Annotated in this window: 17 protein-coding genes and 1 tRNA gene; all 18 read right to left on the bottom strand. The window is 66.2% G+C overall.

Annotation, left to right across the window (positions count from 1 at the left end):
* Nucleotides 1-13: 13 nt before the first annotated feature.
* The 18 genes from nuoF to HPF_RS07415 all read right to left on the bottom strand — a co-directional run bounded on the left by nuoF (nucleotide 14) and on the right by HPF_RS07415 (nucleotide 17,209).
* On the bottom strand, nucleotides 14-1,381 hold the full coding sequence (nuoF, locus tag HPF_RS07500) for an NADH-quinone oxidoreductase subunit NuoF (RefSeq protein WP_066150077.1): 1,368 nt from the start codon (nucleotides 1,379-1,381) through the stop codon (nucleotides 14-16).
* A complete protein-coding gene (gene nuoE / locus HPF_RS07495) occupies nucleotides 1,378-1,872 on the bottom strand; it encodes an NADH-quinone oxidoreductase subunit NuoE (RefSeq protein ID WP_066150074.1) in 495 nt (164 codons plus the stop codon). Before nuoE ends, nuoF begins: the two co-directional genes overlap by 4 nt.
* Before the next feature lie 35 nt (nucleotides 1,873-1,907).
* Nucleotides 1,908-3,161, bottom strand: a complete 1,254-nt coding sequence (locus HPF_RS07490) for an NADH-quinone oxidoreductase subunit D (RefSeq protein WP_066150070.1) — start codon at nucleotides 3,159-3,161, stop codon at nucleotides 1,908-1,910.
* 2 nt (nucleotides 3,162-3,163) lie between these two features.
* Nucleotides 3,164-3,778: an NADH-quinone oxidoreductase subunit C gene (locus HPF_RS07485; RefSeq protein WP_079366933.1), complete on the bottom strand. Its 615-nt coding sequence runs from the start codon at nucleotides 3,776-3,778 to the stop codon at nucleotides 3,164-3,166.
* Nucleotides 3,779-3,810: 32 nt separating this feature from the next.
* Nucleotides 3,811-4,290 carry a NuoB/complex I 20 kDa subunit family protein gene (locus HPF_RS07480; RefSeq protein WP_066150065.1) on the bottom strand — a complete coding sequence of 160 codons (480 nt, stop codon included), beginning with the start codon at nucleotides 4,288-4,290 and terminating at the stop codon, nucleotides 3,811-3,813.
* A gap of 27 nt (nucleotides 4,291-4,317) precedes the next feature.
* The gene (locus HPF_RS07475) at nucleotides 4,318-4,677 is read right to left on the bottom strand and encodes an NADH-quinone oxidoreductase subunit A (protein WP_066150062.1); all 360 of its coding nucleotides are present in this window, start codon (nucleotides 4,675-4,677) and stop codon (nucleotides 4,318-4,320) included.
* 49 nt (nucleotides 4,678-4,726) lie between these two features.
* A tRNA-Leu gene (locus tag HPF_RS07470) sits at nucleotides 4,727-4,811 on the bottom strand.
* Between the two features lie 155 nt (nucleotides 4,812-4,966).
* Nucleotides 4,967-5,362 carry a preprotein translocase subunit SecG gene (secG, locus tag HPF_RS07465; protein WP_066150060.1) on the bottom strand — a complete coding sequence of 132 codons (396 nt, stop codon included), beginning with the start codon at nucleotides 5,360-5,362 and terminating at the stop codon, nucleotides 4,967-4,969.
* 33 nt (nucleotides 5,363-5,395) lie between these two features.
* Complete coding sequence (tpiA, locus tag HPF_RS07460) at nucleotides 5,396-6,139, bottom strand: triose-phosphate isomerase (RefSeq protein ID WP_066150057.1); 744 nt, start codon at nucleotides 6,137-6,139, stop codon at nucleotides 5,396-5,398.
* Nucleotides 6,140-6,158: 19 nt separating this feature from the next.
* Nucleotides 6,159-7,148 carry an NAD(P)H-quinone oxidoreductase gene (locus HPF_RS07455; RefSeq protein ID WP_133156205.1) on the bottom strand — a complete coding sequence of 330 codons (990 nt, stop codon included), beginning with the start codon at nucleotides 7,146-7,148 and terminating at the stop codon, nucleotides 6,159-6,161.
* A gap of 17 nt (nucleotides 7,149-7,165) precedes the next feature.
* Complete coding sequence (pnp, locus tag HPF_RS07450) at nucleotides 7,166-9,295, bottom strand: polyribonucleotide nucleotidyltransferase (RefSeq protein ID WP_133156204.1); 2,130 nt, start codon at nucleotides 9,293-9,295, stop codon at nucleotides 7,166-7,168.
* 229 nt (nucleotides 9,296-9,524) lie between these two features.
* Nucleotides 9,525-9,791, bottom strand: a complete 267-nt coding sequence (gene rpsO / locus HPF_RS07445; protein ID WP_066150048.1) for a 30S ribosomal protein S15 — start codon at nucleotides 9,789-9,791, stop codon at nucleotides 9,525-9,527.
* A gap of 130 nt (nucleotides 9,792-9,921) precedes the next feature.
* On the bottom strand, nucleotides 9,922-11,100 hold the full coding sequence (locus HPF_RS07440) for a pyridoxal phosphate-dependent aminotransferase (RefSeq protein ID WP_133156203.1): 1,179 nt from the start codon (nucleotides 11,098-11,100) through the stop codon (nucleotides 9,922-9,924).
* Nucleotides 11,101-11,115: 15 nt separating this feature from the next.
* A complete protein-coding gene (locus tag HPF_RS07435; protein ID WP_133156202.1) occupies nucleotides 11,116-12,405 on the bottom strand; it encodes a branched-chain amino acid ABC transporter substrate-binding protein in 1,290 nt (429 codons plus the stop codon).
* Between the two features lie 120 nt (nucleotides 12,406-12,525).
* Complete coding sequence (gene tsaD / locus HPF_RS07430) at nucleotides 12,526-13,617, bottom strand: tRNA (adenosine(37)-N6)-threonylcarbamoyltransferase complex transferase subunit TsaD (RefSeq protein ID WP_066150040.1); 1,092 nt, start codon at nucleotides 13,615-13,617, stop codon at nucleotides 12,526-12,528.
* A 25-nt stretch (nucleotides 13,618-13,642) separates the two neighbouring features.
* Entirely contained in the window at nucleotides 13,643-14,335 is a 693-nt protein-coding gene (locus HPF_RS07425) for a Crp/Fnr family transcriptional regulator (protein WP_133156201.1), read from the bottom strand.
* Nucleotides 14,336-14,405: 70 nt separating this feature from the next.
* Nucleotides 14,406-16,256 carry a nitric oxide reductase activation protein NorD gene (locus tag HPF_RS07420; protein ID WP_133156200.1) on the bottom strand — a complete coding sequence of 617 codons (1,851 nt, stop codon included), beginning with the start codon at nucleotides 16,254-16,256 and terminating at the stop codon, nucleotides 14,406-14,408.
* A complete protein-coding gene (locus tag HPF_RS07415; RefSeq protein WP_079366941.1) occupies nucleotides 16,256-17,209 on the bottom strand; it encodes a 4Fe-4S binding protein in 954 nt (317 codons plus the stop codon). Before HPF_RS07415 ends, HPF_RS07420 begins: the two co-directional genes overlap by 1 nt.
* Nucleotides 17,210-17,240: the final 31 nt, after the last annotated feature.

The following is a 17,240-nucleotide window of genomic DNA, read 5'->3' as shown; positions in this document are numbered from 1 at the left end:
GTTGTGTTCCGGATCAGGCAGAGGTCGCGGTGTCGGCCTTGATCATGGCCGCGAACTCGTGACGGAAGTGTTTGAGCATGGCGCGCACCGGCATGGCCGCTGCATCACCCAGGGCACAGATCGTGCGGCCCATGATGTTCTCGGCCACGTTGTCCAGCAGGTCCATGTCGGCCGGCTTGGCGTCACCGCGCTGGATCTTGTCGACCAGGCGCCAGAGCCAGCCCGTGCCTTCGCGGCAGGGTGTGCACTGACCGCAGGACTCGTGCATGTAGAAGTAGGACAGGCGCTTGAGCGACTCGACCATGCAGCGGGTGTCGTCCATCACGATCACGGCACCCGACCCCAGCATGGAACCGGCCTTGCTGATGGAGTCGTAGTCCATCGTGCAGTCCATGATGATGTGGGCCGGCAGCACGGGCGAAGACGAACCGCCAGGAATCACCGCCTTGAGCTGGCGGCCAGTGCGCACACCACCGGCCAGCTCCAGCAGCTTCGAGAACGGCGTGCCCATCGGGATTTCGTAGTTGCCCGGCAGGTTCACGTCACCGCTGACCGAGAAGATCTTGGTACCGCCGTTGTTCGGCTTGCCGCATTCGAGGTAGGACTGGCCACCATTGCGGATGATCCAGGGCACCGCCGCGAAGGTCTCGGTGTTGTTGATGGTGGTCGGCTTGCCGTAGAGACCAAAGCTGGCCGGGAACGGCGGCTTGAAGCGGGGCTGCCCCTTCTTGCCTTCCAGCGATTCGAGCAGCGCGGTTTCTTCACCGCAGATGTAAGCACCGAAACCATGGTGGGCATGGAGCTGGAACGAGTAGTTCGAGCCCATGATGTTGTTGCCCAGGTAACCGGCGGCACGGGCTTCTTCCAGGGCGGCTTCGAAACGCTCATACACCTCGAAGATTTCGCCGTGGATGTAGTTGTAGCCCACGCTGATGCCCATGGCGTACGCCGCGATCGCCATGCCTTCGATGACGATGTGCGGGTTGTACATGAGGATGTCGCGGTCCTTGCAGGTGCCCGGCTCGCCCTCGTCCGAGTTGCACACGAGGTACTTCTGCCCGGGGAACTGGCGGGGCATGAAACTCCACTTCAGGCCCGAGGGGAAACCGGCGCCCCCGCGGCCGCGCAGCGCGGACTCCTTGACGGTCGCGATCACCTGGTCCTGCGTCATGCCCACGGCACCGGTCTCGGGATTCGGCGCGGAACCATCCATGCCCAGCACCTTGCGCAGGGCCTGGTAGCCACCGCGCGCCTCGTAGTCCTTGAGCGACCAGTTGCTGCCGTTCAGGTCCTTGTAGATCTGAGGCTCAATGTGGCGACCATGGAAACAGGTCTGCACGCCCGTGGCAGCGAACTGAGCAAGCACTTGCTGGGCGTTCATTGTTTGCCCTCCGCGGCCCTGAGACCATCGATCAGCTGATCGAGCTTCTCATTGCTCATGAAGCTGCACATGTGGCGGTCGTTCACCAGCATCACCGGCGAATCGGCACAGGCGCCCAAGCATTCACTCTGCTGGAGCGTGAACAGGCCGTCCGCCGTGGTCTCGCCCATGGCGATGCCCAGCTTCTTTTCCAGGTGGTGCAGCGCGGTGTACCCCTCGCGCAGCTGGCACGGCAGGTTGGTGCAAACGTTGAGCTTGTACTTGCCCACCGGCCGCTGGTTGTACATGTTGTAGAAGGTCGTCACCTCGTGGACGGCCATCACCGGCATGCCCAGGTAGTCGGCAATCGCCTGCTCGGCAGCATGGCTGACGTAGCCTTGCTCCTGCTGCACGATCGACAGACACGCCATCACGGCAGATTGGGCCTGCTCCGTGGGGTACTTGGCCACTTCGCGGGCGAAGCGGGCCTTGGTGGCCTCGGACAGTTCCATGGCCGTCACAGGGCCTTGGTTAGCGGGGGTCGAGATCATCGGTCAATCTCTCCAAAAACGATGTCCATCGTGCCGATGATGGCCACCGCATCGGCCAGCATGTGGCCCTTGGCCATTTCGTCCAGCGTGGACAGGTGAGTGAAACCAGGGGCGCGGATCTTCAGCCGGTACGGCTTGTTGGCGCCATCACTCACCAGGTAGATGCCGAACTCACCCTTGGGGTGCTCGACGGCGGCATAGGCCTCACCTTCGGGCACGTGGAAGCCTTCGGTGAAGAGCTTGAAGTGGTGGATCAGCTCTTCCATGCTCGACTTCATCGCTTCGCGCGAGGGAGGCGCCACCTTGTGGTTGTCGGTGATGACCGGGCCCGGATTGGCGCGCAACCAGTCCACGCACTGCTTGATGATGCGGTTGGACTGCTTCATCTCTTCCATTCGGACGAGGTAGCGGTCGTAGGTGTCACCGGTCTTGCCAACCGGGATGTCGAACTCGACCCGGTCGTACACGTCGTACGGTTGCTTCTTGCGCAGATCCCAGGCGATGCCGGAACCGCGGAGCATGGGACCGGTCATGCCCAGGTTGAGAGCACGCTCCGGACTGACAACACCGATGCCAACCGTGCGCTGCTTCCAGATCCGGTTGTCGGTCAGCAGAGTGTGGTACTCCGCCAGGTAGGTCGGAAACCGCTGCGTAAAGTCGTCGATGAAGTCGAGCAACGAGCCTTGGCGGTTCTGGTTCAACTCAGCCATCGCCTTGGCGTTGCGGATCTTGCTGTGCCTGTACTGCGGCATGGTGTCCGGCAGATCGCGATAGACACCACCCGGACGGAAGTAGGCCGCATGCATGCGCGCACCCGACACCGCTTCGTACATGTCGAACAGGTCTTCCCGCTCGCGGAACGCGTAGATCAGGATGGTCGAACTGCCGCAGTCATTGCCGTGCGAACCGAGCCACATCAGGTGGTTCAGCAGACGGGTGATCTCGCTGAACATCACCCGGATGTACTGCGCACGGATCGGCACTTCAATACCCAGCAGCTTCTCGATGGCCAGGCAATAGGCATGTTCGTTGCACATCATGGACACGTAGTCGAGACGGTCCATGTAAGGCAGCGACTGGATGAAGGTCTTGTGCTCGGCCAGTTTCTCAGTGGCGCGGTGCAGCAATCCGATGTGCGGATCGGCACGCTGCACCACCTCACCGTCGAGCTCCAGCACCAGACGCAGCACGCCGTGTGCTGCAGGGTGCTGCGGACCGAAGTTCAGTGTGTAGTTCTTGATTTCAGCCATGATCAGTGCAGCCCGCCGTAGTTGTCTTCACGGATCACGCGGGGTGTGATTTCGCGAGGCTCGATCGTCACCGGCTCGTAGACCACTCGCTGACGTTCGGCGTCGTAGCGCATCTCGACATGACCCGACAGCGGAAAGTCCTTGCGGAAGGGGTGACCGATGAAGCCATAGTCGGTCAGGATGCGGCGCAGGTCGTTGTGGCCTTCGAACACGATGCCGTACAGGTCGAAGGCCTCACGCTCGTACCAGTTGGCCGCCGACCAGAGACCGGACACCGACGCCACCACCGGAAAATCGTCTTCCGAGCAGAACACACGCACGCGCAGCCTCTGGTTGAGACTCACCGACAGGAGATGGACGACCACTGCAAAGCGGGGCCCCTCCCACCGGCCGTCGCCGTAGGTGGAGTAATCGATGCCGCACAGATCAATGAGTTGCTCGAAACGAGCTTGTGACGCATCACGCAAGGTCTGCATGACCTCAAGGTAGTCGGATGCAGCCACCACAAGGGTGACCTCACCGCGGTCGGTTGTGACAGACCGCGCGCGTTCGCCAAGCAGTTGCGCCACCTGGGCAGCAATGGTCTCGGCAGGGATGGAGAAAGCTGTGTCGCTCATGGGCCGTCTTTCTGACTCAGTCCAGGCACCGGTCAGGCGCGGGCAATCGTGTTGGTGCGACGGATCTTCTGCTGCAGCTGGATGATCCCGTAGATCAGCGCTTCGGCCGTCGGTGGGCAGCCTGGCACATAGACATCCACCGGCACGATGCGGTCACAGCCACGCACCACGGAATAGCTGTAGTGGTAGTAGCCACCACCATTGGCACAAGACCCCATGGACAACACCCAGCGAGGCTCGGCCATCTGGTCGTACACCTTGCGCAGAGCAGGCGCCATCTTGTTGCACAGGGTGCCGGCCACGATCATCAGATCAGACTGACGGGGGCTGGCCCGGAACACCTCTGCACCAAAGCGACCGATGTCATATCGCGCTGCGGCGGCATGCATCATCTCCACGGCGCAGCAGGCCAGACCAAAGGTCATAGGCCAGAGAGATCCAGTCTTGGCCCAGTTCACCACCGAGTCGTAGCTCGTGGTGATGAAGCCTTCTTTCAGGACACCTTCAATCATGTGTGCTCCACAGCGCCCGCAGGCGCATCATTCCCAGTCCAGGGCGCCAATCTTCCAAGCGTAGACAAACCCGACCAGCAGATCGATCAGGAAGATGACGCCCACCCAGAAGCCGGTCGAACCGATGTCCGTCAGCGCCACCGCCCAGGGAATCAGGAACGCGATTTCAAGATCAAAGAGAATGAAGAGGATGGCCACCAAGTAGTAGCGGACATCGAACTTCATGCGCGCATCTTCGAAGGCCTCGAAGCCGCATTCGTAGGGGGAATTCTTCTCGGGATCGGGCCGATTCGGCCCCAGGATGTAGCCCAAGGCCTGGGGGATCACGCCGACGGCAAGACCGACCAGGATGAACAAGAGCACGGGGAGATATTGTTCGAGACTCATCGTGGGTCGGTTCCATGCGCAGGGCCTGATGGCCCTGCCTGCCTTTGTCTGGTGCCGACGGCGAGACTCGAACTCGCACAGCTTTCGCCACTACCCCCTCAAGATAGCGTGTCTACCAATTTCACCACGTCGGCTGGGTCTGCATTGTCTGGCTCACGAGGGCTGGTGTGAGCGTTCTCGACAACCCATAGAGTTTACCCTGAAACGATCCGGGTTTTCGATAATTCCCGGGCTTTTTCGGGGCGGCCGCCATGCACTCTCCAGAGCGGCCGCACACACCTGTCAGCAGTTACTTGCCAGGGATCTGCGCTGCGCCGGTGGCCGGTGCAGCCGGGGTCTCTGCCGGCGCGGCGGAAGAACCGGCCGGAGCAGTTGAATCTGCCGGGATCTGCGTCGCGGGAACGACGCTCTCCAACACGCTCCCAGAGCGCGCCGTCGTCGGAACAAGGTTGCCGAAGTAGGCCAGGCCCAAGGTGCAGGTCAGGAAGACGCCTGCGAGCACCGCAGTGGTGCGCGAGAGGAAGTTGGCACCTCCGGAGGCCCCAAACAGGCTCGCCGAACCCGCGCCACCGCCGAAGGCGGCACCGGCATCGGCGCCTTTGCCATGCTGCATGAGGATCAGGCCGATCATGCCGATGGCAGCAAGGATCTGGACAGCCTGGAGGATGGTCATCAAAACGTTCATGTCTGCTCCGAAAATGCGTGAGGGGGATGATCGTCAGCCGGCCGCGGCGACGATTTGCAGGAAGTCTGCAGCCTTGAGCGATGCACCACCGATCAGGCCACCATCAATATCGGGCTGAGCCAGCAGGCTGGCCGCGTTGGCCGCATTCATGCTGCCACCGTAGAGAATGTGCACCCGCTTGGGGTTCGTGGTCGCGGCGGCCAGCTGGGCCCGCAAGACGGCGTGCACAGCCTGCGCCATTTCCGGCGTGGCCGTCTTTCCGGTGCCGATGGCCCACACGGGCTCGTAGGCCACCACGATTTCGGTGATGCAATGACCCACGGTGTGGATCACCGCTGCCAGCTGGCGCTTGACCACGGACTCCGTCTCGTTCGCTTCCCGCTCGGCCAGGGTTTCACCGACACACACAATGGGCGTGATGCCAGACGACAGAGCGCGTTGCGCCTTGGCAGCCACGATCTCGTCGGTCTCACCGTGGTATTGGCGGCGCTCGCTGTGGCCGACGATGGCGTAGCGACACCCAAAGTCCTTGAGCATGGCCACGCTGATCTCGCCGGTGTATGCCCCCTGTTCGTGAGCAGACACGTCCTGCGAACCCCAGGCAATCGGGCTGCCCTGCAGCAGCGCCTGCAACTGGGCCAGGTAGGGTGCCGGTGCGCACAGTGCGACCTCGGCCGGCGGCTGACCGATGCCCGCCAGCATGGCCTGAACCAATGCCTCGTTGGCTGCCAGACTGCCGTTCATCTTCCAGTTGCCGGCGATCAGTTTCTTGCTCATCTCAGTCTCCGAAAGGGGATCAGGCCCAGGTCAGCACAATCTTCCCGATGTGCTGGTTGGACTCCATCAATGCGTGGGCCTCAGCGGCGCGAGCCGCTGGGAAGGTGCTGTGGATCACGGGTTGGACCCGGCCCTGCTCCAGCAGCGGCCACACCTTGTCACGCAGCGATGCGGCGATGGCGGCCTTGAACGCCACCGGGCGTGGCCGCAGCGTGGAACCGGTGATCACCAGCCGGCGACGCAGCACCAGACCGGCGTTGAATCCGGCCTTGACGCCGCCCTGCACCGCGATGATGACCAAGCGGCCGTCTTCGGCCAGGCACTCGACTTCACGAGCCACATAGTCGCCTGCGACCATGTCGAGGACCACGTTGACGCCCTGCCCGCCCGTCAGCTCCTTGGCCACGGCCGAGAAGTCCTGCGTGCGGTAGTTGATGGCGTGGTCGGCACCCAGGTTCTGGCAGGCGGCGCACTTCTCGTCGCTGCCGGCCGTGGCGATCACGGTGGCGCCAAAGGCCTTGGCCAGCTGGATCGCGGTCACACCGATGCCGCTGGTCCCACCCTGCACCAGCAGGGTTTCGCCTGCCTGCAGGCGGCCACGGTCGAACACGTTGCTCCAGACGGTGAAGAAGGTCTCGGGCAGCGCCGCGGCCTGCACGTCGTCGAACCCAGCCGGGACCGGCAAGCACTGGCCGACCGGTGCAACGCAGTGCTGGGCATAGCCACCGCCGGCCACCAGCGCGCAGACGCGATCGCCCAGCCTGAATCCCGCTTGCGCCATCGCATCGGCATCACCCGACTCGATGACCCCGGCCACCTCCAGACCTGGCAGGTCGGAAGCGCCCGGCGGCGGCGGATAGGAGCCGCTGCGCTGCAGCACGTCAGGGCGGTTCACGCCCGAGGCGCGCACGCGAATCAGCACCTCGCCCGCGCCCGCAACCGGCGCCGGACGCTCCGTCAGGCGCAGGACCTCGGGCGCACCGAAGCCGCTGATCTCGACCGCTTCCATGCCTTGGCCCCAGCGACTTACTGTTGCTGTTGCTGGGCCTGCTCGCCGCCGCCATTGCGGTCCAGCAGCGCCTTCATGGACAGCTTGACGCGGCCCTTCTCGTCGGTCTCGAGCACCTTGACCTTCACGATCTGGCCTTCCTTGAGGTAGTCCGTGACCTTCTCGACGCGCTCGTGGGCGATCTGGCTGATGTGCAGCAAGCCGTCCTTGCCGGGCAGCAGGTTGACCAGAGCACCGAAGTCCAGGATCTTGGTGATCGGGCCTTCATAGACCTTGCCCACTTCCACTTCGGCCGTGATCTCGGCGATGCGGCGCTTGGCCTCCTCGGCCTTGGCACCGTCGGTGGACGCGATGGTGATCGTGCCGTCTTCGCCGATGTCGATCTGGGTACCGGTCTCTTCGGTCAGCGCACGGATGGTGGCGCCGCCCTTGCCGATCACGTCGCGGATCTTCTCCGGGTTGATCTTCATGGTGTACAGGCGCGGCGCGAAGTTGGAGATTTCCGTCTTCGCTTCGCCCATGGCTTCCTGCATCTTGCCCAGGATGTGCATGCGTGCTTCCTTGGCCTGAGCCAGGGCGACCTGCATGATTTCCTTGGTGATGCCCTGGATCTTGATGTCCATCTGCAGGGCGGTGATGCCGTTGGTCGTGCCGGCCACCTTGAAGTCCATGTCGCCGAGGTGGTCCTCGTCCCCCAGGATGTCGGTCAGCACCGCGAAGCGGTTGCCTTCTTTGATCAGGCCCATGGCGATGCCGGCCACGTGCGCCTTCATCGGCACGCCGGCGTCCATCAGCGCCAAGCAGCCGCCACAGACGGAGGCCATCGACGAAGAACCGTTGGACTCGGTGATTTCGGACACCACACGGATGGTGTAGGGGAAGTCTTCCTTGGTCGGAAGCGCGGCAATCAGCGCGCGCTTGGCCAGGCGGCCGTGGCCGATTTCGCGGCGCTTGGGGCTGCCCACGCGACCGGTTTCGCCGGTGGCGAACGGAGGCATGTTGTAGTGCAGCATGAAGCGGTCTTCGAAGTCGCCTGACAGTGCGTCGATGCGCTGCGCGTCGCGGTCGGTGCCCAGCGTGGCGATCACCAGAGCCTGGGTTTCACCGCGGGTGAACAGAGCCGAGCCGTGGGTGCGCGGCAGCACGCTGTTGCGGATCTCGATGGCGCGCACGGTGCGCGTGTCGCGGCCGTCGATGCGCGGCTCGCCAGCCAGGATCTGGCCACGCACGATGGCGGCTTCTATGTTGAACAGCAGACCTTCGACGGCCACGCTGTCGAACTCCACGCCCTCGGCCTTCAGACCGTCCATCACGGCGGCATAGGCCTCGCGGCAGGCCTGGGTGCGGGCCTGCTTGTTGCGGATCTGGTAAGCGGCTTCGAGCTTGGTCTTGCCCAGGGCTTCGACTTTGGCGATCAGCGGCTCGTTCTTGGCCGGCGGCTGCCAGTCCCACTCGGGCTTACCGGCGTCGCGCACCAGCTCGTTGATGGCGGCGATGGCGATGTTGCCCTGCTCGTGGCCGAACACCACGGCGCCCAGCATGATTTCTTCGGACAGTTGCTCGGCTTCGGACTCGACCATCAGCACGGCGGCCTCGGTGCCGGCCACCACCAGATCCATCTGGCTGTTCTGGCGCTCGGTCTGGCCGGGGTTCAGCACGTACTGGCCGTTGATGTAGCCCACGCGCGCAGCACCGATCGGGCCGTTGAACGGGATGCCGGAAATCGACAGGGCCGCCGAGGTGGCGATCATGGCGGCGATGTCGGCGTCCACTTCCGGGTTCAGCGACACGGTGTGGATGACCACCTGGACTTCGTTGAAGAAACCGTCCGGGAACAGCGGGCGGATCGGGCGGTCGATCAGACGGCTGGTCAGGGTTTCAAACTCGGAAGGGCGGCCTTCGCGCTTGAAGAAGCTGCCCGGAATCTTGCCGGCGGCGTAGGACTTTTCGAGGTAGTCGACGGTCAGAGGGAAAAAGTCCTGGCCAGCCTTGGCGTCCTTCTTGGCCACGACGGTGGCCAGCACCACGGTGCCTTCCATGTCGAGCAGCACGGCGCCGCTGGACTGGCGGGCGATTTCGCCGGTTTCCATCCGGACCGTGTGCTGGCCCCACTGGAAGGTCTTGGTGACTTTGTTGAACATGGTCATGTGTCTCTCCTGTTGGATGGGCGTCTGTGGCGCCGCCCGCGGCCCGGAGCCGGAAACCTGCAGAACACGATGCCATTCCAGCGGGCCTGCGCCGTTGCAGGCCCCTTGGAATGACACAGCTTCGCTCTGCTCGTCCCCTTATCCGAAAATTTTCTGAAAAATCAAAGTGAAAAACGCCCGAGCCGGCGAGCCAACTCAGGCGTTTTCGCGTGTCACGGCAAGCTCAAGATTACTTGCGCAGACCCAGCTTGGCGATCAAGGCAATGTAGCGGTCGGCATCCTTGGACTTGAGGTAGTCCAGCAGCTTGCGACGGCGGCTGACCATGCGCAGCAGACCGCGGCGACCGTGGTGGTCCTTGGCGTGCTGCTTGAAGTGGGGGGTCAGTTCGTTGATGCGTGCGGTCAGGATGGCGACCTGCACTTCGGGGCTGCCGGTGTCGTTGGCAGCACGGGCGTTGTCGGCCACCACAGCGGCCTTGACGGTTTTTTCGATCATGGTGATTCCAGTCTGGTTACGTGCGACCCGCCGCAGCCAGCCGACCTTTCCCTGGAGAAACCCGGCCGCCACAACGGGCGTGAAGATGCCACCCGGATCGGGCGACAACCGCGCATTATAGACCAGTGGGTCAGGCTGCAGTGCGCAGCCAATGGCGCAGGCGCTCGGCGCCCTGGGCCAGGCGCTGCGGGTCGCGGCTGGCAAAACACCAGCGAAGCCAGCCCGCGGCTTCCGGCCCGAAGGCACTGCCCGGGGCCAGCCCCAGCCCCGCCTCCCGCACCAGGCGCTTGGCGGTGGCGAGACAGTCGTCCTGGCCTTCGAGGCGGAAAAAGGCGTACATGCCGCCCTTGGGCTCGGCCAGCTGCACGCCCGGGATCTCGCGCAGCAGGGGCACCAGGGTGTCCCGGCAGCGTTGGAGATGCTTCACCAACCCGGGTGTCACCTCGTCACCGCGCTGCAGCGCCACCGTGGCGGCGCGCTGCACGAACACGGGGGCACAGGAGGTGTTGAATTCGATCAGCTTGCCGACCGGGTGCGTCAGCGCCTTGGGCAGCAGCAGCCAGCCCAGGCGCCAGCCGGTCATCAGGAAGCTCTTGGAAAAGCTGTGGGCGACGATCAGCCGGTCATCGGGCTCGGCCACGTCCAGGAAGCTCGGCGCCGCACCGTTGGCCGTGTCGCTGGCGAAGTACAGGCGTTCGTAGACCTCGTCGGCCAAGACCCAGGTGCCGGTGCGGCGGCAATGCGCCAGGATCGCGGCCTGCTCGTCGCGGGTCAGCGTCCAGCCGGTCGGGTTGTTGGGCGCGTTGAGGATCAACAGCTTCGTGGCCGGTGTCACCGACGCCAGGAGGGCGTCCAGATCCATCACCCAGGCGCCATCGGCGGCCACCGTCAGCGGCACGGTGCGCACCCGGGCGCCCATGATCTGCGGCTGCGCCACAAGGTTGGGCCAGGCCGGCGTGACCACCACCACCTCGTCGCCCGCCTCCACCAGCGCCTGGGACGCGAGCATCAGGCCATTGACGCCGCCCGAGGTGACGGCGATGCGGTCGAACCAGTGGTCGGTGGCCAGTTGCGGGTGCAGGGTGTGGGTGTAACCGGCGATGGCGTGGCGCAGTTCGGGCAGGCCGAGGTTGCGGGCGTAGAAGGTTTCGCCCACGTTCAGCGAGGCAATCGCCGCCTCGCGGATGAAGTCGGGCGTGACCTCGTCGCTCTCGCCAAACCAGAACTTGAGCACGCCATCCAGGCCCATGCCCGCATTGGCCACTTCGCGAATGCGCGACTCTTCCAGACTCTCCACCACCGGCCGCATGAACGCTCCAATCAATCAGGGACGTGCCATGTTACAGCTGTGCGGCATCTCGGCCTGCTGGGGCGTGAGCTGGCGGATGACGCGGAAGCCGTAGCCCGAGCCCTCGACATCGAACTTCACACCCGGCGCGCCTTGGCCGTCCATCACGGCCACGGCCAGCGGCTGCTGGAACTGGTGGTCGGCCGCGCGCATGCGGGCGGTCTGGCCCGCCAGCGTGACCTGGGCCTTCTCCAGCTGGGCAGCGATGTCGGCCGCCTTCACCGAGCCGGCCTTCTCAATGGCCTGCGCCAGCGCTTCGATCATCAGCTGCATGCGCATGTGCACGTAGTCGTCGGCCGGGCTGGGAAAACGCTGGCGGAACGACTGGTAGAACGCTTCGGACTCGCGCGTGGGCACATTGGGAAACCAGTCGGCCACGGCCACCACCTTGCCGATGCCGGCGTCGCCCATGGCCGCCGGGGCGCCCAGTGCGTTGCCGTAGAAGGTGTAGAAGCTGCCTTCGAAACCGACCTCGCGGGCGGCCTTGACCAGCAGGGTCAGGTCGTTGCCCCAGTTGCCGGTGAGCACGGCCTGCGCGCCGCTGGCCTTGATCTTGGCGGCGTAGGGCGCGAAGTCCTTGATGCGGGCCATGGGGTGCAGCTCGTCGCCGACGATCTTCACGTCCGGCCGCTGGGCCGCCAGTTGTTGGCGCGCCTCGGCGAGCACCGCCTGGCCGAAGGAATAGTCCTGGCCGATCAGGTAGATGCCTTTCAGCGCCTTGTCTTCCCTGAGCACGCTCATCAGCGCGCCCATGCGCATGTCGGCGTGGGCATCGAAGCGGAAGTGCCAGTAGCTGCACTTGGCGTTGGTCAGCAGCGGGTCGACCGCCGAGTAGTTGAGGAACACCACCTGGCGCGCGGTGTCGCGCTCGTTGTGCTTGTTGATGGCGTCGATCAGACCGGCCGCTGCGGCCGACGAATTGCCCTGCGCGACGATGGTGATGCCTTTGTCGACGGCCGAGCGCAGGCCCGAGAGCGCCTCTTCGGTCTGGCCCTTGCTGTCGAAGCGAACCACCTCCAGAGGCCGGCTGCCCCCTTGCGAGGCCGGCAGCTTCACGCCGCCGCGCGCATTGACGCGCTCGGTGGCCCAGACCAGGTTGCGGTACACCGCCTCGCCGGCGTTGCCCACCGGGCCCGAGAGGCCTTCGATCATGCCGATGCGGATGGGCTCGGCCGCAGGCTGCGCCCAGGCGCTGGTGCATGACAGGGACGCCGCGAACAGGGCGGCCAGGGCGCCGCGGCGCGAGAAGTGTTCAGTGAATTGCATATTGGTGGGCTCCGTGGTTCACCGCCGCAAGGAGTCACCTACGCGACAGATTGATCGCAGTCTAATTCATAATTACAGAGGCTACCCCACCCGGGTATGGCGCGGGTTCGGGCGGAAGGATCAGACGGCGGTGTCGGCCGACAACTCGGCCAGTGGCCAGCGTGGGCGCACGTCGAAGTGGTAGCCACCCGGCGCCAGATCCGCCAGACCGGCCTGCACGCGCAGGCCTGCGGCCAGGGCGATCATGGCGCCGTTGTCGGTGCACAGGTGCAGCTCGGGGTAGTGCACGCGGACCTTGCGCCGGGCGCAGGCGGCGTTGAGCTGCTCGCGCAGCCGGCTGTTGGCGCCCACGCCACCAGCGACCACGAGGCGCTGCAGGCCGGTCTGGTCGAGCGCCGCGAGCGACTTCTTCACCAGCACGTCCACGATGGCGGCCTGCGCGCTGGCGGCCACGTCGGCCTTCTGCTGCGCCGTCAGCGGGTCGGCCAGGTGGCTGGTGGCCGGGCCATCCGGGTGCGCCTGGGCCAGGCGCTTGACCTGTGTGAGCACCGCCGTCTTGAGGCCGGCAAAGGAGAAGTCCAGATCGCCGCTGTGCAGCAGCGGCCGTGGCAGCTTGTAGGCCGCCGGGTCGCCCTGCTGGGCCAGCTTCGACAGCGCCGGCCCGCCCGGGTAGCCCAGACCCAGCAGCTTGGCCGACTTGTCAAACGCCTCGCCGGCGGCGTCGTCGATGGTCTCGCCCAGCAGTTCGTAGCGCCCCACCCCGTCCACCCGCATCAGCTGGGTGTGCCCGCCGGAAACCAGCAGCGCGACGAAGGGAAACTGCGGCGGGTCTGCGCTCAGGAAGGGCGACAGCAGGTGGCCTTCGAGGTGGTGCACGCCGATCACCGGCTTGCCCAGGGCCATGCCCAGGGCGCAGGCCACGCCCGAGCCCACCAGCAGCGCGCCGGCCAGACCGGGTCCTCTTGTGTGGGCGATGGCGTCCACCGCCGACAGCGGCAGTCCGGCCTGGGCCATGACCGCGTCGGTCAGCGGCAGCACGCGGCGGATGTGATCGCGGCTGGCCAGCTCGGGCACCACGCCGCCGTAGGCCTGGTGCATCTCGATCTGGCTGTGCAGCGCGTGACCCAGCAGGCGCGGCGTGGCGTCGCCACTGGCGTCGACCAGGGCGACACCGGTTTCGTCGCAGGAAGACTCGAATCCGAGAATCAACATAGGGCGGCGAGTGTACGGGCCACCTTCACTGCAAGGGGTAGCGGCTCAAGCGCTGGGTGTCCAGCAACCGGATCTCGCGCTTGTCGACCTCGATCAGGCCCTGGTCTTCCAGTTCGCGCAGTACCTTGGAGAAGTACTCCGGCGTCATCGACAGGCGCGAGGCGATGGAGGCCTTGCTCACAGGCAGCAGCACGCTGGCCGCGGCCTCGCCGCCCTCTTCGGGCAGGTCGCGCATCAGGTAGCCGATCACGCGCTCGACACCGCTGTGCAGCGAATAGGCCTGCACGTCGTTGACCAGGCCGTGCAGGCGGCGCGAGAGGCCCGCGAGCATGCGCATGCAGAACTGCGCGTCGCCCTGGATCTCGTGCATCACCGCCGCGCGCGACACGCTCAGCAGCAGGGTGTCGGTCAGGGCCTGGGCGTTGATGATGTAGGGCCGCTGCATGAACATCAGCGCCTCGGCGAAGCTGTTGCCCGGCCCGACGAGCTCGATGATTTTTTCCTGCCCGGCCGGCGAGATGGCGAACAGCTTGACCTGGCCCGCCACGGTGACGTGGAACTCGTCGCAGGGGTCGCCGATGCGGAAGATGTCGGCGCCACGCGCGAACTCGCGCAACTGGCTGCCCTGGGCCAGGCGCTGCAGCTCGGGAGCCTGCATCTCCTGGAACAGGGGCAGCATCGAGAGGTAGCGCGGCAGGTCGAAGCGGGACAGGTCCATGGGAACAGGCGGTCGGATCGGTGGAGCCACCGACTGTAGCCGCGAACCGTGCCCGGTACCGGGCATGACCTCAGGCGGCACGGGCCATGAAGCGCTGGTGCACCGCCGAGAGCTTGTTGACCAGTTCCTGCGGACGCCGCACCAGCGCGTAGCCCTGGTCGCCAAACAGCGCGGGCAGGTAGTCGTGGGCGGTCTCGTCGATGGTGATGCAGAACGGCAGCAGACCGGCCGTGCGCGCGGCCTGCACCGCGTGGCGCGTGTCCTCCAGGCCGTAGCGGCCTTCGTACACGTCCAGGTCGTTGGGCTTGCCGTCGGTCAGCAACAGCAGCAGGCGCTGGCGTTCGGGCCTCTCGGCCAGCCGCGCGGTGGCGTGGCGGATGGCCGCGCCCATGCGGGTGTAGTAGCCGGGCTTGATGGCCCCCACGCGGTCGCGGGGCCGTGACCCCCAGGCCTCATCGAAGCCCTTGAGCTGGTGGATGCGCACGTTCTGCCGCCGCACCGAAGAAAAGCCCAGCATCTCGAACGGGTCGCCGCTGGCGGAGAGCGCCTCGCCGAACACATAGAGCGCGTCGCGGATCACATCGATCACACGCGCGGTCTGCGTGGCGTAGGCGTCCGTGGACAGGGAGAGGTCGGCCAGCAGCAGCGTGGCCAGGCTGCGCTCGCTGCGCACCCGGCGGCTGAAGACCGCGGGCGACTCGCTGCGCGGGGCGGCCGCCGCTTCCACGGCGTGGCGCACCCAGGCGTCCAGGTCGAGCTCGTCGCCTTCGGGCTGGGCGTGCAGGCGGCCCATGCCACCGCGCAGCACCTCCATGCGCCGGCGCACGCGGCGGGCCGTGACCTTCAGGGCCGGCGGTGGCGAAAAAACCGGTGGCTCGGCCGTCACCAGGGTCTGCAGCGCACAGTGGTCTTCGATCAGCTGCCCGCGGCGCCAGTCCCACTCGGGCAGACGGATGCCAGGGCCCAGCGGCCGGTCGTCGGCGGCGGCGCTGGGCAGGTCGAGGTCGAACTTCACGCGCGAGGCCGTGGTCTGTCCGTCGGGCGCGATGGCCAGCACATCCATATCGTTGGCCGCGGCCAGCGCGTTGCCGTCGTCGTCATCGTCGCTGGCGCGGTTGACCTTGACGAACTCGCCCCAGGACAGGATGGATTCGGCGCGGAAGAACATCATCAGCGGCGCCTTGTCGCGTTCGTCGGCCACCGTCTGCGCACGGCGGCGGCGCGCGTCCTGGGTGGTGGCTGGGCGCTCGGCGCCCGATGCCTCGGGTTCCTGGTCGCGCGCTACCGGCGCGGCGGCGGCTGCGGCCGTGGTGTCCAGCCAGAGCCAGACCGGCGCCACCTCGTCGGGCCGAACATCGCCGACCGGATGACCGCCCACGGGTTCATCGTCCTGCCCGGCCAGCGCCTGCTGCACCCGGCGCTCGGCCTCGGCGGCTCGGCCGCGCAGGCGCGAGGGGGCTGGCCGCAGTGCGGTTTCGGCAGCCAGCAGCTGGGTGTGGCGTTCGGCCAGACCGGGGAAGGTGGCCAGCGCACGCTGCGTGGCGTGCCGGTTGTCGGCGATCCAGTCGCCGGTGGGTTCGATGTGGGCGGCCAGCGCGGCCAGCCACAGGTAGAGCGCGCGGTTGAGCGCCGGGTCGGCGTGCACGGCGATCACCGGCGGCAGCGACAGCGCCTCGGGTTCCAGCCGGCCGGTGGCCGCGTGGGTGCCGGTGCCGGCCACGCGCTGCAGCCAGTCGCGGGCGCCGCCCACGCGGGTCTCGGCCGCGGGCGCCACCCGCACCGCCGGTGCGCCGCCTGCGGCGCGGAACATCAGGTGCAGCGTGCGCTGCATGTCGCCGAGGGTGACCGCGGCCGCATCGTGCTGGCGGTGGGCCGCGCGGCGGATGAAGCGGTCCCACTGTTTGCCGACCCACTCTTCCATCAGACGTTCCTTTCGAGGACGGCGGCCGCTTCGCGCTCAGCCTTGCGTTGGCGCAATGTTTCGCGCACCGCGTCGGCGCCGACCTTCCATTCCAGCAGCGGCTCGCTCTTTTGAGCGGTCCGCGTTTCTTCACACGAATCCAGGCACTGGCCGCATTGCACGCACGAGAACATCATGCGTTTGATGTTGCGCGGGTGCAGGCGCATGGGGCAGCCGTTGTCGCAGGCCGAACCCTGCGGGTAGGTGGCGGTGGTGCAGGTGCGGCAGTCGCGGGCGTTGTCGCGGTCAAACGCCACCACCATGCCCTTGGGGTTGGCCATCCAGACCAGGCTCTGGAACAGGCCCACCGCGCAGCCGAAGCGGCAGAACAGGTGGCGGGCGAAGGCGAATTCCAGCGTGAAGATGAGCGAGCCCGCGCCCAGGAAACGCGCCTGGTTGGGCGTGAGCGTGCCGCTGAACAGACCACCCCAGATTTCGGCCGGTGGCAGCAGGTAGGTCAGCAGCGTGATGGCCCAGAGGAAGCCGAACACGGCGCAGAGCGTGAAGAACACCGGCCACCAGCGGGCCGAGGGCTGGACGCCTGCGCGCCGGGTGCGGTGTTTGTCCCAGATGCTGAGCTTGCCGCAGGCGCGGTGCAGCGCGGTGTTGAGCGTTTCCACCAGCGTGAAGTGCGGGCAGAGCCAGCCGCAGTAGAGGCGGCCGTACTTCCAGGCCACGCCCAGGAAGGCGACGATCAGCACGATGGCGGGCAGGAAGGCCCTGACGAAGATCTGGATGGCGGCCTGGTTGGCGCTGATCTCGCCGGCGCGGAAGGCGTCGATGCCCAGACTCCAGCGCTGGCCCAAGACCCAGAGCTGGGCCTCGTGCAGGTCGAAGCGCAGCAGGTTCAGTGCGGGGGCCAGCAGGAACAGGGCGAAGAAGCCGAGCTGGAAGAAGAGGCGGCGGCGCTGCATGTTTGTGTGGCAAACGAGGAGGAAGGCGCAG

This window comes from Hydrogenophaga pseudoflava (genome assembly GCF_004353865.1).
Lineage (GTDB): Bacteria > Pseudomonadota > Gammaproteobacteria > Burkholderiales > Burkholderiaceae_C > Hydrogenophaga > Hydrogenophaga pseudoflava.
The sequence above is the reverse complement of the archived record's forward strand: the minus strand, read 5'-3'. Positions and strand labels throughout refer to the sequence as shown.